Below are 20,506 nucleotides of genomic sequence, written 5' to 3' on the forward strand. Positions count from 1 at the left end.
TCGACGCCGATTTTCGGAATAGGTCATGCGCAAACTCAAAGTGCTGCAGCGTCCTTTGCGCGTCCAGAGGACGCGCGGCGCTGCAGGGACAGGTCTTAGGCTGACAAAACGGCGTCGCGCGAGCGGCGCCGTTTCTTTTTTGTTCTCTTTGTAGCTTCCCTCCACTGGCCGTTTTTTTCGAATCGCGTATCGTCCAGCCATGACCCTCGGCTTCTTTCGCAATCTGACCAAGCCAAAGCCCACCCCTGTGGTCGAGCGCGAACATTGCGTCGCCGGCCGAACTTTGCCGCTGAAAATCGTCGAAAGCGCCAGGGCCAGGCGGCTCACGCTGCGCATCGATTCCGGCGGCCAGGGCCTGCGCGTCACCGTGCCGCCCGGCCTGCGCCGTGGCGAGGTGGAGAAATTCCTCGACCGCCACCAGGACTGGCTGGAGCAGCGGCTGGCCAAGGTGCCGACGAGGCCGCAGGTCAGGCCCGGCATCAGGATCCCGATCCGCGGCGTGCCGCACCGCATCGTGCATGAGCCTTCGAAGCGCGGCACCGTCACCGTCTCGCGCGACGAGCGCGGTCCGCTCCTGATCGTGCATGGCGAGCGCATCCATCTGCCGCGCCGCATCGCCGACTACCTCAAGCGCGAGGCCAAGAAGGAGATCGAGAGGCTGGTGGTCAAGCACACCGAGGCGATCGGCAAGCGCGCCAAGGCGATAAGGTATAAGGATACCTCCAGCCGCTGGGGGTCATGCACCTCGGAGGGCAATCTCTCCTTCTCGTGGCGCATCATGATGGCGCCGCCGGCGGTGATAAATTACCTGGTGGCGCATGAAGTGGCGCATCTCAAGGAGATGAACCACGGCCCGAAATTCTGGAAGCTGTGCGAGAAGCTGTGCCCGGATACCGACCGCTGCAAGGACTGGCTGAAGCGCAATGGCGGCGCGCTGCAGGCGATTGTGTTTGAGTAGCTCAAGCCGATAGGTCGCGTTCCTTCACACCCCCCTCTGCCCTGCCGGGCATCTCCCCCGCAAGGGGGGAGATTGGGTGTCGCCTAGGCTTTCGCCAATCGCAAGCGTTGCAGGAAGCGTTCAGCGCCGAAGCTGCTGATCTCCCCCCTTGCGGGGGAGATGGCCGGCAGGCCAGAGGGGGGTGCTGTCCCGCCAGCCTCTCTACTATCCGCTTGAACCCATTAGGCCCTCAATCGTCATTCGCCGCATTCAACTCCTCCGGTCGCAACCCCTCCTCGCCCTGATGCGGCCATGGCAAAAAATTCCGGTCGAACGCGTCGCTGCCGAAATAGTCCAGCGCCCGGTGCGCCTCGGCGCCGTTGAAGTCGGACTTTTCCATCAGATGCGCGATCACCTCGCGCGCTTGGGCGATCTTCTGCCTCAGTTCGGCAACGGTCCGGTCGGCCATGATTGTCGTGCTCCCGCCTGTGGTCCCGTTATGAAGGTAGTGTTTTCCGCCGCGCCGGCAACAGCATGCTTTTTCTCGACTCTTTTGCCGTTTCGTGCCAAGCCCGCGCAATGACGCTCGACATCAAGATCTGCGGATTGAAGACCGACGCCGCGATGGCGGCCGCCCTCGCCGGCGGCGCCAGCCATGTCGGCTTTATTTTCTTCCCTAAGAGCCCGCGCTATGTCGAGCCCGCCGAGGCCGGGCGCCTGCGCGAAGCGGCGCGCGGCAAGGCGCTGGCGGTTGCCGTGACCGTCGATGCCGACGATGCCTTCCTCGACGAGATCGTCGCGAAAATGCAACCGGACATGCTGCAGCTCCACGGTTCCGAGACACCGGAGCGGGTGGCGGAACTCAAGGCGCGCCACGGCCTGCCGGTCATGAAGGTGTTTTCCGTCAGCGAGGCGRCCGATCTCGATCGCATCAAGCCATATATCGRCATCGCCGATCGCTTCATGTTCGACGCCAAGCCGCCGAAAGGATCGCAACTGCCGGGCGGCAACGGCGTCGCCTTCGACTGGCGCATCCTTGCCGGYCTTGACGCCGGGCTCGATTACATGCTTTCCGGAGGGCTCAACGCCGCCAATATCGGCGATGCCCTGAGACTGGCCAATCCGCCCGGAATAGACGTCTCRTCCGGTGTGGAARGCGCTCCGGGCGTCAAGGATCCGGCGCTGATCGAGCAGTTTTTCCGGGCCGTCAGAGCCGCGCGGGATAATCGCGCTGCCTGAGTAGGTTCAAGCCCGAGCATGTCCGGAAAAGTGGAATCCGGTTTTCCGACAAGGACATGCTCGAAACCAAAATGCAGCATGTCCCGGAAAAGTGGAATCCGGTTTTCCGATAAGGACGTGCTCGCAAGCCAAGACTTAGGAGATCGGCGATGAACAAGCCGGCTATGCCAAATTCCTTCCGCACCGGGCCCGACGAGCAGGGCATGTTCGGCATTTTCGGCGGCCGCTTCGTCGCCGAGACGCTGATGCCGCTGATCCTCGACCTCGAAGATCAGTGGAACAAGGCCAAGAACGATCCGGAGTTCAAGGCCGAGCTGCAGAATCTCTCCACCCACTATGCCGGGCGGCCCTCAAAACTCTATTTCGCGGAAGGGCTGACGAAGCATCTCGGCGGCGCCAAGGTCTATTTCAAGCGCGAGGACCTCAACCACACCGGCTCCCACAAGATCAACAACTGCCTCGGCCAGATCCTGCTCGCCAAGCGCATGGGCAAGAAGCGCATCATCGCCGAGACGGGCGCCGGCCAGCATGGCGTGGCCTCAGCCACCGTCGCGGCGCGCTTCGGCTATCCTTGCGTCGTCTACATGGGCGCCACCGACGTCGCCCGCCAGAGCCCCAACGTCTTCCGCATGAAGCTGCTCGGCGCCGAGGTACGGCCGGTCACCGCCGGCCACGGCACCTTGAAGGACGCCATGAACGAGGCCCTGCGTGACTGGGTCACCAATGTCGAGGACACCTACTACCTGATCGGCACCGCCGCCGGCCCGCATCCCTATCCCGAGCTGGTGCGCGACTTCCAGTCGGTGATCGGCACGGAAGCCCGCGCCCAAATTCTGGAGCAGGAAGGCCGGCTGCCGGACGTCATCATCGCCGCCGTCGGCGGCGGCTCCAACGCCATCGGCCTCTTCCATCCCTTCCTCGACGACAAGGACGTGCGCATCATCGGCATCGAAGCGGGTGGACGCGGCCTCGACGGCGTCGAGCATTGTGCCTCGATGAGCGCCGGCAAGCCCGGCGTGCTGCACGGCAACCGCACCTATCTGCTGCAGAACGCGGACGGGCAGATCCTCGACGGCCATTCGATCTCGGCCGGCCTGGATTATCCAGGCGTCGGTCCGGAGCATTCCTGGCTGCGCGATTCCGGCCGTGTCCAGTACGAGCCGATCCTCGACGACGAGGCGCTTGAGGCCTTCCAGCTGACCACCCGGGTCGAAGGCATCATCCCGGCGCTGGAATCGGCGCATGCCATCGCCCATGCGATGAAGATCGTGCCGAAGATGGACAAGGACCAGATCGTCATCGTCAACCTGTCCGGCCGCGGCGACAAGGACGTGCACACAGTGGCCAACATGCTGGGCATGGAGATCTGACAATGACCACCCGCATCGACCGCCGTATGGCCAAGCTCAAAGCCGAAGGCCGCCCGGCTCTCGTCACCTACATCATGGGCGGCGACCCCGATTACGAAACCTCGCTGTCGATCATGAAGGGGCTGCCTGCCTCCGGCAGCGATATCATCGAGCTCGGCATGCCCTTCTCCGACCCGATGGCCGACGGCCCGGCCATCCAGGCGGCGGGCCTTCGGGCGCTGAAGGGCGGCCAGACGCTGGCCAAGACGCTGAAGATGGCGTCCGAATTCCGCGCCGGCGACGACGAGACGCCGATCGTTCTGATGGGCTACTACAATCCGATCTACATCTACGGCGTCGACCGCTTCCTCGCCGACGCCAAGGCCAGCGGCATCGACGGCCTGATCGTCGTCGACCTGCCGCCGGAAATGGATGAGGAGCTTTGCATTCCGGCGCTGAAGGCCGGCGTCAACTTCATCCGTCTGGCGACGCCGACCACCGACGACAAGCGCCTGCCCAAGGTTCTGGAGAACACCTCCGGCTTCGTCTACTACGTCTCGATGACGGGCATCACTGGGTCGGCGCTCGCCGACACAGCCAAGGTCTCGGCAGCGGTCACCCGCATCAAGGGCCACACCGCGCTGCCGGTCTGCGTCGGCTTCGGCGTCAAGACCGCCGAGCAGGCGCGTGTCATCGGCGCCTCGGCCGACGGCGTCGTCGTCGGCACGGCGATCGTCAACGCGATCGCCAACGTGCTGGGGCCCAAGGGCGAGAAGACAGCCGATCCGGCGGAGGCCGTCGCCACGCTGGTCAGCGGCCTTGCCCAGGGCGTCCGCTCGGCTCGCCTTGCTGCCGCCGAATAGCCTGACTATCTGTTCGCTACGCAATTCGGGCCGGAAATCCGCCACAGACTTTTCCTGAATTGCTCGAAGTCTCTTCCAGGACAGGAGCCGAAGCCATGAACTGGATCACCAATTACGTCCGCCCGAAGATCAATTCGATGCTCGGCCGGCGCACCGACATGCCGGAAAACCTTTGGATCAAGGATCCCGAGACCGGCGAGATGATCTTTCACAAGGATCTCGAATCCAACCAGTTCGTCATCCCGGCTTCCGGCCATCACATGAAGATCTCGGCCAAGGAGCGGCTGAAATACTTCTTCGACGACGGCAAATACGAGGTGCTGGAAAACCCCAAGGTGGTCCAGGACCCGCTTAAGTTCCGCGACGAGAAGCGCTACACCGACCGTCTGAAAGAGGCGAAGGCCAAGACCAGCCTCGAGGACGCGATCCTCAACGGCGCCGGCACCATCGACGGGCTGCCGGTTATCGTCACCGTGCAGGACTTCGCCTTCATGGGCGGCTCGCTCGGCATGGCCGCCGGCGAGGCCATCGTGCACGCCTTCGAAGTCGCGCTGCAGCGCAAGCGGCCGCTGATCCTGTTCGCCGCCTCCGGCGGCGCCCGCATGCAGGAAGGCATCCTCTCGCTGATGCAATTGCCGCGCACCACGGTCGGCGTCGACCGGCTGAAGGAAGCCGGCCTGCCCTATATCGTCGTGCTCACCAATCCGACCACCGGCGGCGTCACTGCCTCCTACGCCATGCTGGGCGATGTCCACATCGCCGAGCCGGGCGCGCTGATCGGCTTTGCCGGCCCGCGTGTCATCGAGCAGACCATCCGCGAGAAGCTGCCCGACGGTTTTCAGCGCGCCGAATATCTGATGGAACACGGCATGGTCGACATGGTCGTGTCGCGCCTCGAGATGCGCCAGACCATCTCCCGGCTGTTGAAAATGCTGCTCAAGATGCCGCCGGCCGACAAGCCGCTCGAGCCGGAAATCCTGCCGCCGGCGGTGGTCAACGCGGAGGCGCGGCCGCAAGCCTGAGGCGAGGTCGGCCCCGACGCGATATAAACCTGCGCGACATCGTTCGCCGCGAACCGCGATTTGCGTCGCCCATTGCGTGCTGTAGCCTCTGATTTGCGCACGGCCGTTCGAAACCGATTCCCGGTTTCGGAAGCATGCGCTAGGATTCCACCATGACAACGCTTTCCGCCGAACGCGAAATCGAACATCTGATGACGCTGCATCCGAAAGGCTTCGACCTTTCGCTGGACCGCGTCACGCGGCTTCTCGAACGCCTCGGCAATCCGCAGGACCGGCTGCCGCCGGTCATCCACATCGCAGGTACCAACGGCAAGGGCTCCTGCGCCGCCTTTTCGCGCGCGCTGCTGGAGGCGGCGGGCCACCTCGTCCACGTCCATACCTCGCCGCATCTGGTGAACTGGCACGAACGCTACCGGCTGGCGGCCGAAGGCGGCGGCAAGCTCGTCGACGACGACGTTTTCGCCGAAGCCATCGCGCGCGTCGCCGAGGCCAATCAAGGCCAGACGATCACTGTCTTCGAGATCCTCACCGCCGTCACCTTCGTCCTGTTCTCGGAGCATCCGGCGGAGGCGGCGATCATCGAGGTCGGCCTTGGCGGCCGTTTCGACGCCACCAATGTCGTCAAGCGGCCGGCCGTTTCGGTGATCATGCCGATCTCGATGGACCACGAAGCCTATCTCGGCGACCGCGTCGAGCTGATCGCCGCCGAAAAGGCGGGCATCATGAAGCACGGCTGTCCGGTGGTGATCGGCGCCCAGGAGAGCGACACCGCGCTTCAGGTTCTGATCGAGACGGCGGAGCGGCTGGATTGCCCGACCGTGGTCTATGGCCAGGATTTCCTCGCTTTCGAGGAGAACGGCCGCATGGTCTACCAGGACGAGGACGGGTTGATGGACCTGCCGCTGCCCCGCCTGCCCGGGCGGCACCAGTACGCCAATGCAGCGGCGGCGATCGCCGCCGTCAAGGCGGCCGGCTTCGAGATCGGCCATCGCGCCGCCGAGCGGGCGATGGCCCATGTCGCCTGGCCGGCGCGCATGCAGAAGCTGACCCAGGGCAAATTGGTGGATCTGGCTCCGAAGGGCGCGGAGATCTGGCTGGACGGCGGCCACAATCCCGGCGCCGGCATCGTCATCGCGGAGGCGCTGGCCGAGCAGGAGGAGAAGAATCCGAGACCGCTGGTGCTGATTTCCGGCATGATCAACACCAAGGACCAGACCGGCTATTTCAGCGCCTTTAAGGGCCTCGCCCGCCATGTCTACACCGTGCCGGTGACCAACAGCGATGCCGGCGTGCCGAATGATGAGCTGGCCTTGCGCGCCGAAGAGGCAGGCCTATCGGCCGAGCCGGTCAGTTCCGTCGCCAGCGCGCTGATGCTGTTGCGCGACTCCTGGGACGGCCCGGCGCCGCGCATCCTGATCGGCGGCTCGCTCTATTTCGCCGGTGCCGTGCTGGCCGAGAACGGCACGCCGCCGACCTGAGCAATTTCTGGATAGCGCTGTAGATTCGGCGGGGACCGAAAGGAACGGGCCATGATCAAGGTGAAGCAACTGGCCCATGTCTGCATCTTTGCGCACGACCTGGAGGCGACGCGTGGCTTCTACCGCGATGTGCTCCGCATGGACACAAGGTTCAATTTTCTGCGCGACGGCAGGATTTTCGGCTTCTATCTCGAGTGCGGCGGCCGCAGCCATGTCGAGGTGTTTGAGAAGACCGAGGCCAGCTACAGCGACCGCAACCAGATCAACCATTTCTGCCTTGAGGTGGAAGATATCGACGCGGCCGTCGCCCATATCCGGTCGAAAGGTGTCGCGGTGACGGCGAAGAAGCTCGCCTGCGACGACACGTACCAAGCCTGGATCAGCGACCCTAACGGCGTGAGGATCGAGCTGTTTGAATACACCGCAAAAAGTGCCCAATTCGCCGGCGGCGATCGCGTCGCCGACTGGTGACTACTTCGGCTCGATTGACTGGTCCGAAATTCGGCTGGGCACAGAGATTTGAAAGGTTGCCGTTTTGTCTTGGTGTAAGATCTTCCATCCAGCAGCGCAAACGCTGGCGATTGGTTGAAGCCCCCCAACCTCGTCATTTTATGGCGAAGCAGGAGCGAAGCGACGCGGCGCAAACCATAGAATCCATTCCGTGACTTGGGAGGGTTACTGCGGTGCAGAATTCTGCTCCGTTGCACGCCCTGGCGAACGGAACGGCATGGATTCCAGGGTCTTCGCGACGGAGCTTCGCTCCTGCTCCGCCCTGGAATGACGATCGCGATGGGCGTTTCGGCCAATCTCCAACGCATGCCGCCTGCCAACGCAAACAGAGCCTATCGGTCAAAATCCCCGTGCAGTGCCACTAGAGTTCGCGGCCTTCGCGGATAATCTTCTCCAGATCGATGTCGGCGCCGCTGCTTGCCGCCAAGCGAGCATAGAAGCTGGACGGGGGCTCGCGCGCCGCTTCCCGGATATCATAGAACTCAAGTGCGCGTTCGATCAGGTCGGCTATGGAACGATTCTCTCGACGCGCAAGTCGATGAGCAAGGCTCCATGCTTTTGCGCTACGGACTGAGAGTGTTGGTTCGGCCATTTGGAACTCCGCTTGCCGGAATAGACACCGACAGAGCTTAGCCATCAAGATGGCGGATGATGGCCAGCCGACTACTTCAGCTCGATCTCGATAAAAGCGTATTCGCCGTCATTGGCGTTGACGACGTCGTGCTCGACGCCCTCGCGGCGGAAATAGGGCGCTCCCTTCTTCATTTCGGCAAAGGATTCGCCGTCCTTGGTCACCAGCTTCACCTTGCCGTCCATCAGCGGCACCACGACATAGTCGTGGCCATGGCGATGCCAGCCGGTGTTGGCGCCCGGCGCGAACCGGTATTCGGTGACGATGACGCGCTCATTGTCGACGTGAACTGTGGCTTTGGCTGTCCCGGTCATGGCGCTCTCCTTTTCTGAAGCAGAGAGTATGACTTGCCTGCGTGCGAGGGCCAGAGCGCGCCGAGCGATGACGCCAAAGAAAAAGCCCGGCGCGATTGGCCGGGCTCGTTCTTGAACTTTACGGATTGGCTCAGGCGATGGCGCCGTTGATCCAGTGCGACAGCGCGGTCTTCGGCGCGGCGCCCACTTTCATATCGGCCACTTCGCCGCCCTTGAAGATCATCAGCGTCGGGATCGAGCGCACGCCATACTGCGCGGCAAGCTCCGGATTCTCGTCGATGTTGAGCTTGGCGACCTTCACCTTCGAGCCGAGCTCCTTGGCGATCTCTTCCAGCGACGGGCCGATCATCTTGCAGGGACCGCACCATTCCGCCCAGAAATCCACCACGACCGGCTCCTTGGCGTTGAGCACATCGGCCTGGAAATTGCCATTGTCGACCTTGACGGTGGCCATGCTGAAATCCTTTCGAAAACTCGGGTTGCACCAAATGTGGTGGTTGTGGCGGCGATGTTCAAGCAGTTCTTGTGTCACGCTCCCGTGAGTCGGGCAAGGGCATCGTCCATCGCCTTGGCTGGCAGCTCGATCAGGCGCGGCGCCTCGGTGAGGAGCAGCGCCGCCGTCACCTCGCGCCCCGGATAGAGCGGCTCAAGCAGCGCGCGGTAGAGCGCAAGCTGCAGCACATAGGCCGGCGGCACTTCGGTCAGGCTCGCCGGCGCCGGCCGGTTGGTCTTGTAGTCGACGATCGACACCTTGTCCGGGGCGACAGCCAGCCGGTCGATCTTGCCGGAGATCGAGCGCAGCCTGCCCTTCACCTCGAGGCTGCCCATGATCGCGACTTCCGCGCGGGACGACGGTGAGAACAGTGCGCCGAAGCGGCCGTCGGACAGGATCGCAAGCACCGCCTCGAGCGCTTTGCCGCGCTCACCGTCCGGCCAGCCGGCGCCGGCGCGCGCCAGGTAGCGCTCGGCCGCACTCCGCCTTTCGTCTTCGGCGATGCCGGGCAGCATCTGCAGCAATTTGTGCAGGACCAGGCCGCGCACCACCGCGAAGCCGGGCTCGGCCTCGGCGTCGAGAACCGGCGAGCGCGTGTCGGGCACGGCTTCTTTCGCTTCCTCGATCAGCGCCGAGGCGCCGGAAGGCGAAAGCGGCCGCGGCAGCTCCTCATAGGGCGGCAGTGGCCGGAACAGGGTGTCGGGCAGCGGCGCAAGATGCTCGGTTCGATGTTCGGCTTCGCTCTCTGCCAGCGCCACCGGCGGCAGTTTCGTCATATGGAAGCGATGCACGGCCACCTCGGCCGTCGCCGGATGCCGCCGCTCGGAACTCTCGGGCGCCCCCAACAGCGCCCGGCTGACGATCGAATGCCAGGTGCCGGTGCTGGGCTGCCGCTTGCCGTGATAGCCGCAGACGATCAGCCGGTCCTCGGCACGCGTCATGCCGACATAGAGCAGCCGCCGGTATTCGTCGTCCGCCAGTTCGCGCGCCCGGATCGAAGCCGCCTTCGAGACGCCGTTGGCGACATCGCTGGCCGAGCGCCAAAGATAGCCCTTGCCCCTCCATTGCGTCCCCGAGCTCTCGAACGGCATCAGCCGCGGCAGATGCTGGTCGCTGAACGGCGCCGAGCCGCCATCGACCAGGAAGACGACCGGGGCTTCGAGGCCCTTGGCGGCGTGCACGGTCATGACCCGCACCTCGTCGCGCGTCTGGTCCATCTCGCGCTTGATCTCGGGGCCGGCATTCTCCAGCGTCGACAGGAAGGATTCCAGCCCCGGCAGTCCAGTGCGTTCCTCGGCCAGGCAGAAGCTCAGGAACTCGTCGAGGATGTCGCCGGCTTCGGGTCCGAGCCGCGCCGTCATCTTGCGGCGCAACCCGTCGCGCGCGAGCAGGGCGGCGTAGAATTCGAACACCGGCTTGAAGGCCACTTCGGTCGCCCAGTCGTCGAGCCGGCTAACGACCGCGACGAGGGCCGCATCTTCGGCCGCATGTTGCCTGAGCGAGGCGATCAGCGACTGGCCTTTCGGCCTTTCACMGGCGAGCGCCAGCAACGTCTCCTCGGAGACCTCGAAGATCGGACTGCGCAGCACCGCGGCCAAGGACAGGTCGTCCTCCGGCTGGATCAGGAAATGCCCGAGCGCGATCAGGTCCTGCACGGCGATATGGCCGGGCAGGCTCAGCCGGTCGGCGCCGGCGACCGGGATCTGCCGGTTCTTCAGGCTGCGCGACAGCGCATGGACGAAGCGGTCCCGTTTGCGCACCAGCACCAGGATGTCGCCGGCGGTCAGTTTTCGGCCTTTGCCTTCGATGACCTCGCCATTCCGCAACCAGTCCTGGATGGTCGTCGCCACATGCTCGGCGACGCGCACGGCGGGTGCGCTGGCGTGGTTGACCGGCAAGGTCCAGTCGTCGGGCTCCTCGACCATTTCGGCGCCGATCGAGGGYCATACCTCGACATAGCCCGGCGCGTCATTGCGGATCGCCTTGTGGCTCAGCGGATCGGGATCGTGGCTGATGCCGCGCCTGACACCCGGCTCGGCGAAGACGCGGTCGACCGCGGCCAGCACGTCGTCGCTCGAGCGGAAAGACCAGGTGAGCTTGAGATTGGCGAAGGCGGCTTCGGCGTCGCGCACGCGCCCGGCGAACAACAGCCGGCTTTCGGCGAAGGAATCCGGCGCAGCGCCCTGGAAGGAATAGATCGACTGCTTCTCGTCGCCCACGGCAAAGATCGTGCGCGTCACTGCCTCGCGCTGGCCGAGCCCGGCAAAGAACTCCTCCGTCAGCTTCTTCACCACCTCCCACTGGTCCGGGCTGGTGTCCTGCGCCTCGTCGAGCAGGATATGGTCGATGCCCTGGTCGAGCTTGAACTGCACCCATGGTCCGGCATCGGGCCGCGACAACAGGGCGACGGTGCGGGTGATGAGGTCGTTGAAGTCGAGGAAGCCCCGCCCGCGCTTCAACTGCTCGTAGCGCGCAATCAGCCAGCCGGCGACGGTGAGCGCCGCCGCCGTGCCTTCCAGCATGCGAAACAACGCCAGCCGGTCCGACACGTCGAGGATCGCCTTGGCCGCCGCAAGGTAGCGTTCCGGCAGATCCGGCAGCCGGTCGACCAGCGCCTTCCTGAAGATCTTGGGCGGCTCATAGGGGTCGCCATCGGCCTTGAGGAAGGCCTTTGCCAAGAGCCGCAGCCGGCGGATCGGGTCGGCTTCGGCGAATGCGCCTCGTGCATAAGGGACGACGTTGTTCAGCACCTGCCGCGCGTCGGCGGCTTCGGCGGCGTGCGCGAATTCGGCGAACTGGCCAGGGTCGAAACCCGGCAGCGGCCAGAGCGACGCGGCGATGCCCTCGCCCGTCTGTCCCGGCCTGAAGTCGAATTCGGCGAACAACGGCCGGAAGTCCCGCTCCTTGCCGAGCTTGGCGATGAAGTCGCGCAGTTCGTCGCGCTTGCCGACGATCTCGCCAAGCAACGAATCGAGACCGAACTCGCCGCCGCTTTCCAGCACGGTGGCGAAGGCTTCCGCCAGCCCTTCGACACCGGCGCCCGCGCCCGAGATCATGTCGCGGCGGGCCTCGGCGAACAGCGAGGCCTCCATCTGCGGATCGAGCATCTCGAAATGCGCTGGGATATTGGCCTCCAGCGGGAACTGGTGCAGCACGGATTCGCAGAAGGCGTGGATGGTCTGGATCTTCAGCCCGCCCGGCGTCTCGAGCGCCTCGGCGAACAATCGGCGCGCGCGCCGCATCATGTCGCGGTCGGCGCCGCGGCCGTCCAGCGCCGCGATCCTGACCGCCAGCTCCGCATCGGGCAGCGCCGTCCATTCCGACAGCGTCGAGAACACACGGTTCGACATGTTGGCGGCGGCAGCCCGCGTATAGGTCAGGCACAGGATCTTCGACGGATCGGTGCCGTTGAGCAGCAGCCGGATGACGCGCTGCGCCAAAACATGCGTCTTGCCCGAGCCGGCATTGGCCGAAACCCAGGCGGAATAGGCCGGATCGGAAGCGCGCGACTGGCTGGCGGCGGTATCGGAGGGGATCGGATATTTCATCCGTCCGCCTCGTCCTCGCTGGCGCCGCCGGCCGACCATTCGAGCACGCGCGCCAGATGGTCGTAGTCGCCGTCGGCTTCGCCCTCGCGGAAGGGCAGGGCGCGCGACAGATAGCCGGTGGTCGGGTCGGCATAGTGGAACAGCAGCCGCTCCAGCCGCGCCCAGGCTTCCTCGGAGAGATCGTTGGCGGTGCGGGGCTTGCGGTTGTATTCGAGGATCGATTCCTCGAACACCTCGCCGTTCGGCTTCAGCCGCACGAAGGCAAGCTGCGAGGGCTCGCGGATGCCGAGTTCCTTGAAGGCGCCGCGCCTGAGCAAGGCGCCCTCCAAAGCCAATTGCGGCGACAAGAGCGTGTGCGCCTGCGCTTTCGAGGGAGAGGAGCCGGTCTTGTAGTCGAGGATATCGGCCATGCCGCCGGCAAGCAGGTCGACGCGGTCGGCATAGCCGGAGAGCGTCACGCCGGTGCGGCCGACCACCGTCTTCTCGGCGCGCTCCTCGGCATAGCGCCTCGCGACCGCATCGGCGCGGGTATGCTCCCATTCGATGATGTTTTCGGCGAGCTTTTCGAAACGCGGCCACCAGATAGCCTCGATATCCGGCGGAAGCTGTGCCTCGGCAAAGCAAGCGCGACCGGCTTCGATGAGGCTTGCCAAGGCATTCGGCGCCTTTGGGTCGTCGACCCGCCGCGAGAACAGATGCAGGATCTCGTGGAACAGCGTGCCGCGTTCGGCCGCGCCCGGATCGCGGATCAAAGGTTCGAGGGGCGAGAGCCCGAGGACGCGCCGCGCATAGACCGCGTAGGGGTCGCGGCGCAAAGTCTCGATCTCGGTGACCGAGAAATGCAGCGGGCGCATGCTGAGCGGCGGCTTGGGCTGCGGGCGAGGGGCAAAATCTTTCTTCTCGCCGGCGTCGAGCGCCCGCGCCCAGCCAAGCAGCGCGTCGCCGCGGCCGCGCAGGGCCGCCGCCGGTTCCTTGCCGATGAAGGTCAGGATGCGCTGCAGCCAGCGCGACGGCACCGCCGGCGCATCGCCTGAGCGCGCCGAGCGCGTCAGCACGACCTCTTTCGTGCCCATCGCCATCTGGAAATCATGCGCGGCAAGGCCGATGCGCCGTTCCGGCGGCTCGAGGTCGATGCCGGTCTTCATCAGCCGCGACATGAAGCGGTCGCTCTCGGGCTTGCGCGGCCAGACCCCTTCATTGAGCCCGCCGATGACCAGCGTGTCGACATTCTGCAATCGGGCTTCCAGCGCGCCCCAGATGGCGATGTTGCGGTCGGTGCCTTGCGCCGGCTTCACCGTCTCCGGCGCGATCAGCGCCTCCATCACGTCGGGCCATTCCGAAGCGGCGAAGGTGAAGGGCGATGATGCCGCCACCAGTCCGCGCAGCAGCTCGGCGAGCTTTTCGCCGGCGTCGCCGGCATAGAGCTCGGCCAGGCTGTCATCGGGCGCGCGGCCCAGATCCTCCAGCGCGACCACGCTGGCGCTGGTCAGCGTCGCGATGTCGGCATCCTTCTCGTCGCGCATCGCGGTGAGCGGCGAAAGCGCGCTTGTAAGGCGGCTAAGCATGCCCTGTGCCTGCTCGATGCCGCGTACGGTGAGACGCGAAAACCAGAAAGGCTGGCGGGTGTCGCCGCTCAGCTCCGCGAGCCGCGTCTCGAAAAGCGCGCCGAGCGATGCGACGTCGGGCCGGCCCGTGCCGCCGCGCAGCGCCACCAGCTCGACCAGTTCGGCCGCCTTGCGCACAGCCTGGCGCTCAAGGCCGAGCCCCAGCAGCGGATGCTTGAGCAAGGCGAGAAGACCGACCGGATCGCCGGGCCGGAACGCCGCATTCAGCGCCAGCCTCAGCAGGCTGGCGGCCGGCGTGTTGAGGAGCGGCGCGCCGCCGGAATCGTCGGCGACGACACCGAAACGCAGAAGCTCGGCCGAGACCCGCCGCGCCAGCGCGCGGTCGCCGGTGACGAGCGCCGCGCGCTTGCCCGGAGCCTCCACGGCGCGCTTCAGCGCGATGGCGATGGCCGCCGCCTCGTCGCGCTCGTTCGCCGCTTCGACAAGCGTCACGCCTGCCAGCGCCTGTTCGATGTCATGGGCCGAAAAGCGCGGTCGCGTCTCGGTCCAGTATTCGGTGGTCTCGGCCGGCCGCAGCGCCTCGCCGACAAGGGCCGCGCGCAGTGCGAGCGGCGGCGGCGCCGCGACCACGTCCTCGACATCGCGGCGCGCAACGCCGATGCCGCCGATCAGCTTGGCGAGGCCGTATTGCGGGTGGCCGAGCGTTGCCGGCCGCGCGCCGGGCGCCGTGATCGCGGCGAAGGATGCATCGTCCAGCTCGCGGTCGAGCCCGGGCAGCACGACCGCGCCATTGGGCAGGCCGGCGATCACGGCAAGCAGTTCGGCGGTGGCGTGGATCGAGCCGGTCGAACCGGCGGCGATCACCGGTCCGGCCGGCGGATTGCGCTTCAGCCGCGCCGCTTCCAGCCGGATCAGCGCGCTGCGATGCGCGGCCGGGTTGGAGCGGTCGCGCTCCTTGAGCAGTTCCGGCCAGTTGTCGGTGACGATGCCGAGGAAGTCGAGCGTCACCTGCCACCAGCCGGCAAGATTGCCGGTGACCAGCGTCGCGAGCTTCGCCCAGTCCGTGCCTTCGGTCTCGATCTCGTCCATCAGCCGCGCGAGGTCGCGCGCCAGCCAGATGGCGTCGGCGGCCGAGGTCGGCACGACGAATTCCTCGTTGAACCGCTCTCGGACATGCGCCGGCAGGCTTTCCTTCCAGGCGCGCACCAGCGGCGCCAGCAAAAGCAGCCGCTCCTGCGCGGCGATCGGCGGGGCGAGGTCTATTGCCGGCGCCGCTTCCGCGTCGAAGGCCGCCTCGTCCTCGTCGAATTCGCCGAGCGGGCGCACCGTCGGCAGGATGGCCGAGCGTTTCCCCCCTCCCAAGTCGGAAAGCATTTCGACGAAAGCGCCACGCAGGGCCCGCGCGGCGCGGCGCGTCGGCACATAGATGGTGGCGTCGGCGAGCGCCAGGGGCTCGCCGTCGAAGCGGAAGCCGGGGATCAGGCGCCCGTCGAGCAACGCTCCGGCCAGCGTCGGCAGGAACGGCGCTCCGGGCGGGATGGAAAGGACGCGGCGCGCGCCGCTCATACCGCTTTCGCTAAGGCGCCGGCGACGGCCGCTTCGGCGGCAGCTATTGCGTCCGGTGTGCCGACGGTGATCCAGCGTCCGTTCATCTTCATGCCGAACAGGCGCCCGGYGGCGATCGCCGTGTCGAAATAGACATTGAGCGAATGCGAGCCGGTGGGCGCGTCCTTGAAGATACGCGGATGAATGATCGCGGCGCCTGCATAGATCAGGCCCGCCGGATCACCCTTCGAGCGTCGTAGGGCTCCATCGGGGGCAACCAGAAAATCGGTGCCGACGCAATGCCCGGTCGCTGAGTCGAGATCGGTAAGCATCAGCAGAATATCCATTCTGGCGGCGTCCCATGCAAGGGCAAGGCGCTCGAGGCTGGGTTCGCCGCTGTCGATCCAGAAAGTGTCGGCATTGATGATGTAGAAGGGCTCGCTGCCCAGAAGCGGCAGCGCCTTGACGATGCCGCCCGCCGATTCCAGCAGCGCCTCGCGTTCGTCGGAGATGACGATCCTCGGCGCGCGTCGATGGGCGACATGGGCGACGATCTGCTCGGGCAGGTAGTGCACGTTGACGACAGCCCTGGCGACGCCGGCGGCCTCCAGGCTGTCCAGCCCCCAGTCGAGCAAGGTCTTGCCGGCGATCTTCACCAGCGGCTTCGGCATCGTGTCGGTGATCGGCCGCATGCGCTTGCCCAGCCCGGCCGCCAGCACCATCGCGGTCTTCGGCGTCATGGTTGGGGGCTTCATGGGACCCGTTCCTCGAGCAGGCCATGGGCCATGTAGAATTCCTTCAGGCCGGCCAGCGCCGGATGCGCCAGCGACCGCCTCAGATAATCGCGGATGCGCGGCAGGTGTTTCAGATAGTAGGGCTTGCCGTCGCGCTTTTCGAGCCGCACGAAGATGCCGAGGATCTTCGAATTGCGCTGCGCCGCCATGATCGCATAGGCCTCGGCGAAACCGGCCTTGTCGAACGCGCCGGCGGCGCGCCTGGCCGCGACATAGGCAGCAACCGTCCGCCGCTCGATCTCGGGCGGCACTGTGACGCGCGCGTCCATCGCCAAGGAGGCGACGTCATAGGCGGCCGGTCCGATCAGCGCGTCCTGCACGTCGACGATGCCGAGCCGATCCAAGCCGGAGCGCTCCGCGCGCCAGATGATGTTGGGCGAATGGAAGTCGCGCAGCATCAGCGTGTATTCGCTGCTTGCGAGGCGGTCGAGAAGGGCATTCCACACCTGGTGATAGCCCTCCCGCAATGCGTCGTTTGCCGGCTCGCCGGTGATCCACGGCACATACCAGTCGACCAGAAGATCGGCCTCGATCAGCATGGCGTCTCGATCGAAAGGCGGCACGTCGTGGACCACGCCGGGCGCCGCTTCCATGTGATCGGGCCAGGCCTTGCCATGCATCATGGCCAACAGCTCCGCCGCCGCTTCGTAGCGTTTCGCGATAGGCTGGCCGTCGGTGCTCAAAARGCCTTCCGATCCGAGATGCTCCAGCAGCAAAAAACCCTGATCGAGGTCCTGGGCGTGGATCGTCGGCACGCTGACACCGTTCGCGAGCAGTGCCCTGTCGATGGCTACGAAGGCGGCGACGGATTGAGCCGTGTGGGCGATCAACGCATAGGGCTTGCCGTCGCGCACCGGCGGCCCGAGCACGAGGCGCGGCGAGTTCATCAGCACGCGCGGCGCCTGGCCCGGTAGCGAGACGATCTCATAGGAGCGCGCGGAGGCGTCGCCGACGAAATGGCGGCGGCTGGCGTCGCCMCAGCCGGCAATGGCCAGGAAATCGCGCATGGCCAGCGATCGTGCCACGCGGTCATAGAACGGTCCCTGCCCGGAAAGCCGCGCTACGCGGGCTTCGCCGTGTTCGGCAAGCTCGACCCACAGCGCGTTTGCCGGCAAACGATCTCCGGCCCGTTCCGGCCATTCGATGAGCGCCGCGCCTTGGCTGAGCGCATCGTCGAGGCCGAGCTCGTCGAGCTCGTCCGGCGCGGAGAGACGGTAGAGGTCGAAATGATGCACCGGAACGCGCGTCTCGTAGCTCTGCACCAGCGTGAAGGTCGGGCTCGGCACTTCGAGGCCGGCATCGTCTGCAAGCGCGCGGATCAGCGCGCGGGCGAGCGTCGACTTGCCGGCGCCGAGATCGCCTCTCAGCGCGATTGCGTCGCCGGCGCGCAACGCCATGGCGAGGTCCTCGCCAAGCCTTGCCGTTGCCGCCTCGTCGGCGAGAAAACGCTCCAGCACCATCCCTGTCATATAGGCCGCGCTACTCGGCCGCGTCGCGGATGCCGGCCGGCGTATCCGGGATTCCGGACGGCTTGTCCGGGAAGGTGCAGATCACTGTGGTGCCCTTATCTTCTGCGGTCTCGATGCGCACGGTTCCGCCATGCAGCTCGACGAAGCTCTTGACGATCGAGAGCCCGAGCCCCGCACCGCGCCGACGTCCGCCATTGGCGCGCGGTTCGAAGCGGCGGAAGACCGATTCCAGCACGTCCGGCGGCATGCCGGGGCCGTCGTCATGCACCGAGAATTCGACGCCGTCGGCCAATCGGCGGCAGGTGAGCCGGATCGTGCTTGCCTCCGGCGCGTAGTTCGCCGCGTTGCTCAGCAGATTGTAGAGAATCTGGCGGATGCGGATCTCGTCGCCATGGAAGCTCGCCGGCGCTTCCGCCGCATCGATCTCGAGCTTGATCCGGTGTTCGTCCAGTCGGTCGGCGACCAGTTCCGCGGCCGCGGCGATCGTCCGGTCGATGTTCATTTCGGAAATGTCGAGCTGCATGATGCCGGCATCGACGGTCGCCAGGTCGAGGATATCGTTGACGATGGTGAGCAGCACCGATGACGACGAGCCGACATGCTCGACATATTCGCGCTGCTTCGGCGTCAGCGGTCCGGTCGCGGGCAGCGACAAAAGCTCGGTGAAGCCGATGATGTTGGTCAGCGGCGAGCGCAGCTCATAGGACACGTGCTGCACGAATTCGTTTTTCAGCTGGTCGGATTTCTCCAGCGCCTCGTTCCTGTCCTTGAGCGCCCGTTCGACATTGACGGTGTCGGTGACGTCGACGAAGGTGATCATCACCTGGCCGTTGGGCAGGTGGATCACGGCGTAGCTCATCACGTTGCCGTTCATCAGCTCGATCTGGCCGCGGCGGTCGCGGCGCTCGTCGTCGAAGCCGGTGACCGCGGCGACGAACCCGCCCCACGGGCTGTTCGCGGCGCGCTKGTCGCACAGGTCGCGGATCGCCGAAACATGGACGTTCGGCTTGACCGCCTCCGCCGTCAGCCCCCACAGCGCGACGAAGGCCGGATTGGATAGCCGCAGCCGCCCGTCCGGACCGAACACGACCACGCCTTCGGCGAGGTTGTCCAGCGTCTCGCCTTGCACCCGCACGGCGGTCTGGTAGCGGCTTTCGAGGTCCATCTTCTCGGTCAGGTTCTCGAACACCCAGGTGACGCCGCCCTTCGGCTGCGGGTTCGCCACCACGCGGATCGTCTTGCCGTCCGGCAGGTGCCACCAATGCTCCTGCGATTCGACGGCGCGATAGGCGCTGAGCAGGTTTTCCTTCCAGCGCCGCCATTCCGGCTGCTCGGCGATCCTGCCTTCCGAGCGCAGCCGGTCGAGCAGCAGCGTGTTGGAAGGAGCGCTGAGCAGGAAGCCCGAGTCGAGACCCCAAAGCTTCTGGAAGGCCTGGTTGAAGAAGCGCAGCTTTTCCTCGGTGTCGAAGATCGCCACCGCGGTGTTCAACTGGTCGAGCGTGTCGGCATGGCTGCGCACGGTCCGCTCATATTCGGCGCGGATCGTCTCGGCCGCGCTTGTGTCGCAGGCAAGCCCCGCCGAGCCGTCGGCGCCGGCGAAGTCGGTGACCGCAAACATGCGGCGGTCGCCTTCGATCACGGTGGAAAGCGTCTGTTCGAAGACCGGTCGCGACTTGTGCTGCTCGGCGATCTGCTCGCGCGCCTGGCCGCCGAGGAATTCCTTGGCGTCGCGCACGGCCGCGGCCGCGCTTTCGGCCTCCACCGCCTCGGCATAGGCGCGGTTCACCCATTGCAGCCGTCCGTCCGCGGCGCGCAGCCATGCCGGCATCTTCAAGGCGTCGAGCAGGCCGACTATCGTGTCGTAATCCGCGCTGAGCCGCTGGTTCTCGATCTTCAGCCTGGCCTGGTTGCGCAGCGTCTCCGACAGCGACACGAAGCGCACCAGCACATGCGCCGCGCTCTTGCGGCCATGCACTTCCAGCGGCACGCCGGCCTGCGTTTCGATGATGAGGTCGAAGGCTTTCGCCTGTTCGCGCAGCGCGGCGACCGCGTGCTCCAACGCCGCCGCCGAACGCGGCATCAGCCAGCGGCCGAAGGCAAGGAAGGCGGACCTGTCGTCGGGCGCGCCGCTGTCCAGCGGCAGGCTGCCGATGAGCTCGGGCTTCTTGTTGTCCGTGGTCCAGACCACCAGGCGCTGGTCGCGCAGATTGAGCAGCGCTTCGGAACGCTGCAGCGCCGCGTTCACGTCCGCGATGCGGGCCCTGAGCTGGACGTTCTGCGAGGCGGTGCGCGTACGCTCGCGGATCAGGAAGATGGCCGAGACCAGTGCGGCGCCCATGACGCCGACGAACATGGCGAGCTGCATGACCTCGACGGTGCCGACAGGCGCCGCGGCCTTTCCCGGAATGGCTGTCTCGGCGTGGGCGGCAAAGGTGAGCAGCGGGCCGGCAAGCGCCGAGGTGGCAAGCAGCGAGGCCAGCCGCAAGCCGGCGCGAAAACCGCCGCCGCTCACGGCGGGGCCGGCCTTGCTCGAATCCTCATGGCCGCCGGAAACGGCCGTTCCCGCGCGTGGCGGGTAATCCCCCGGCATGTCTTGGTCCTCTTCGCCGCTTGAATGCAAGACCGCCCTGAATGCGTCCCGGCCCAACATGTCCCCGGACCGCGAATCACAACAATAACGCCTGCTGGAATCGGCGTGAAGAATCATTGGCGCAAAAAATAAAGCCGGGCGGAAAGTCAACCACCCGGC

General features: G+C 65.9%; 16 protein-coding genes. 7 read left to right on the plus strand and 9 right to left on the minus strand.

Annotated features, from left to right (window positions below):
* Window positions 1–199: 199 nt before the first annotated feature.
* Window positions 200–958 carry a M48 family metallopeptidase gene (locus tag LCM4577_RS01615; RefSeq protein WP_071031866.1) on the plus strand — a complete coding sequence of 253 codons (759 nt, stop codon included), beginning with the start codon at window positions 200–202 and terminating at the stop codon, window positions 956–958.
* Between the two features lie 229 nt (window positions 959–1,187).
* On the opposite strand, the gene LCM4577_RS01620 is transcribed toward LCM4577_RS01615, so the two are convergent.
* A complete protein-coding gene (locus LCM4577_RS01620) occupies window positions 1,188–1,406 on the minus strand; it encodes a hypothetical protein (protein ID WP_071031867.1) in 219 nt (72 codons plus the stop codon).
* 110 nt (window positions 1,407–1,516) lie between these two features.
* Between LCM4577_RS01620 and LCM4577_RS01625 the strand changes: the two genes are divergently transcribed.
* The 6 genes from LCM4577_RS01625 (at window position 1,517) to LCM4577_RS01650 (ending at window position 7,359) form a co-directional block, all read left to right on the plus strand.
* On the plus strand, window positions 1,517–2,176 hold the full coding sequence (locus LCM4577_RS01625; protein ID WP_071069233.1) for a phosphoribosylanthranilate isomerase: 660 nt from the start codon (window positions 1,517–1,519) through the stop codon (window positions 2,174–2,176).
* Window positions 2,177–2,325: 149 nt separating this feature from the next.
* Window positions 2,326–3,546 (plus strand): tryptophan synthase subunit beta, encoded by a 1,221-nt coding sequence (trpB, locus tag LCM4577_RS01630; protein ID WP_071069235.1) that lies wholly within the window; start codon window positions 2,326–2,328, stop codon window positions 3,544–3,546.
* A gap of 2 nt (window positions 3,547–3,548) precedes the next feature.
* Window positions 3,549–4,388, plus strand: coding sequence for a tryptophan synthase subunit alpha (gene trpA / locus LCM4577_RS01635; RefSeq protein WP_071031870.1), 840 nt, complete (start codon window positions 3,549–3,551; stop codon window positions 4,386–4,388).
* A gap of 95 nt (window positions 4,389–4,483) precedes the next feature.
* Window positions 4,484–5,410: an acetyl-CoA carboxylase, carboxyltransferase subunit beta gene (gene accD / locus LCM4577_RS01640; RefSeq protein ID WP_040986828.1), complete on the plus strand. Its 927-nt coding sequence runs from the start codon at window positions 4,484–4,486 to the stop codon at window positions 5,408–5,410.
* A 152-nt stretch (window positions 5,411–5,562) separates the two neighbouring features.
* Complete coding sequence (locus LCM4577_RS01645; RefSeq protein ID WP_071069237.1) at window positions 5,563–6,888, plus strand: folylpolyglutamate synthase/dihydrofolate synthase family protein; 1,326 nt, start codon at window positions 5,563–5,565, stop codon at window positions 6,886–6,888.
* Window positions 6,889–6,939: 51 nt separating this feature from the next.
* Window positions 6,940–7,359: a VOC family protein gene (locus tag LCM4577_RS01650; RefSeq protein WP_071031872.1), complete on the plus strand. Its 420-nt coding sequence runs from the start codon at window positions 6,940–6,942 to the stop codon at window positions 7,357–7,359.
* A gap of 400 nt (window positions 7,360–7,759) precedes the next feature.
* On the opposite strand, the gene LCM4577_RS01655 is transcribed toward LCM4577_RS01650, so the two are convergent.
* The 8 genes from LCM4577_RS01655 to LCM4577_RS01690 form a co-directional block, all read right to left on the minus strand.
* On the minus strand, window positions 7,760–7,990 hold the full coding sequence (locus LCM4577_RS01655) for a plasmid stabilization protein (protein WP_083354631.1): 231 nt from the start codon (window positions 7,988–7,990) through the stop codon (window positions 7,760–7,762).
* A gap of 71 nt (window positions 7,991–8,061) precedes the next feature.
* Entirely contained in the window at window positions 8,062–8,343 is a 282-nt protein-coding gene (locus LCM4577_RS01660; protein WP_071031874.1) for a cupin domain-containing protein, read from the minus strand.
* A 130-nt stretch (window positions 8,344–8,473) separates the two neighbouring features.
* Window positions 8,474–8,797 (minus strand): thioredoxin, encoded by a 324-nt coding sequence (trxA, locus tag LCM4577_RS01665; RefSeq protein WP_041003670.1) that lies wholly within the window; start codon window positions 8,795–8,797, stop codon window positions 8,474–8,476.
* Window positions 8,798–8,871: 74 nt separating this feature from the next.
* A complete protein-coding gene (gene addA, locus LCM4577_RS01670; RefSeq protein ID WP_071069239.1) occupies window positions 8,872–12,384 on the minus strand; it encodes a double-strand break repair helicase AddA in 3,513 nt (1,170 codons plus the stop codon).
* Window positions 12,381–15,515, minus strand: a complete 3,135-nt coding sequence (addB, locus tag LCM4577_RS01675) for a double-strand break repair protein AddB (protein ID WP_071069241.1) — start codon at window positions 15,513–15,515, stop codon at window positions 12,381–12,383. Before addB ends, addA begins: the two co-directional genes overlap by 4 nt.
* The gene (locus tag LCM4577_RS01680; RefSeq protein WP_244508192.1) at window positions 15,512–16,249 is read right to left on the minus strand and encodes a nucleotidyltransferase family protein; all 738 of its coding nucleotides are present in this window, start codon (window positions 16,247–16,249) and stop codon (window positions 15,512–15,514) included. Before LCM4577_RS01680 ends, addB begins: the two co-directional genes overlap by 4 nt.
* Entirely contained in the window at window positions 16,246–17,757 is a 1,512-nt protein-coding gene (gene tsaE, locus LCM4577_RS01685) for a tRNA (adenosine(37)-N6)-threonylcarbamoyltransferase complex ATPase subunit type 1 TsaE (protein WP_071069243.1), read from the minus strand. Before tsaE ends, LCM4577_RS01680 begins: the two co-directional genes overlap by 4 nt.
* A 10-nt stretch (window positions 17,758–17,767) precedes the next feature.
* Window positions 17,768–20,347, minus strand: a complete 2,580-nt coding sequence (locus tag LCM4577_RS01690) for a PAS domain-containing sensor histidine kinase (RefSeq protein WP_071069245.1) — start codon at window positions 20,345–20,347, stop codon at window positions 17,768–17,770.
* Window positions 20,348–20,506: the final 159 nt, after the last annotated feature.

The organism is Mesorhizobium sp. LCM 4577 (assembly GCF_001854795.2).
Lineage (GTDB): Bacteria > Pseudomonadota > Alphaproteobacteria > Rhizobiales > Rhizobiaceae > Mesorhizobium > Mesorhizobium plurifarium.